The sequence below is a fragment of the Pseudomonas asuensis genome, from assembly GCF_014646755.1.
In the GTDB taxonomy this organism is placed as follows: Bacteria; Pseudomonadota; Gammaproteobacteria; order Pseudomonadales; family Pseudomonadaceae; genus Chryseomonas; species Chryseomonas asuensis.
In genome coordinates this window covers 1-756 of sequence record NZ_BMNW01000082.1, presented here as the reverse complement: position 1 = coordinate 756, position 756 = coordinate 1, and the positions used below count along the sequence as shown (strand labels likewise).

Here is a 756-nt window from a genome sequence, read left to right as displayed (position 1 = left end):
TCGATAACATTGCGCTTACGATAGGCGGGGCGGTCAAACAGTCTGGGCAAGCCTGTCCTAGGGCGCCGATGCATCTGGCGTAACGGGATAATAGGCTTGATCCTTAAGCGATCACAGTACTGACGTAGCGACTGGCTGTCATATCCTTTATCTGCTAGAACTGTACGGCACCGCTTGATAGGTCGACCTGGCGGAGAGGGCAGACAAACCTTATCCAGTACACTTGTAAAGTAACGGCTATCAGCGTGATGCCCAGGCGAGACAGTAAAGCTTAAGGGCATGCCTTGTGTATCGCAGGCGAGATGGAGTTTGCTTGTCAGCCCGCCACAGCTGCGTCCCAGCGTTTGGTTACCCCTTTTTTAGGAGCGCCTGAAGCGGCACGCGTTGCACGGATAGAGGTTGAGTCAACCATCCAGGTGCCTAGATCAATACGACCGTCCTGCCTCAGCTCCACATGAAGCCGTTTGAGCAGAGTCTTAAACAACAAGCGGTCTCGCCAGATACGGAAACGGTGGTAGACCGTTTGCCAGGCGCCGAAGTGATCGGGTAGGTCGCGCCACTTCGCCCCTGAGCACAACACCCAAAGGATGCCGTTAAGCATCAGGCGATCATCCTTGCGGCGCCGCCCCCGCTGCTGCCTGTGAGAAACCAAATCGCGAATCAGCGCCCATGCTTGATCGTCTAACGCGTAACGGCCCGTCATCTCTGCTCTCCGTTCGGAAAAGACAGGATAGCCTAGCAAATCGATTTTTCAGA

1 pseudogene is annotated in these 756 nt (G+C 55.0%); it reads right to left on the bottom strand.

From position 1 onward, the window contains the following. A pseudogene (locus IEX86_RS25355) lies at nt 1-703 on the bottom strand (IS5 family transposase); the annotation flags it as partial. Nucleotides 704-756 lie beyond the last annotated feature (53 nt).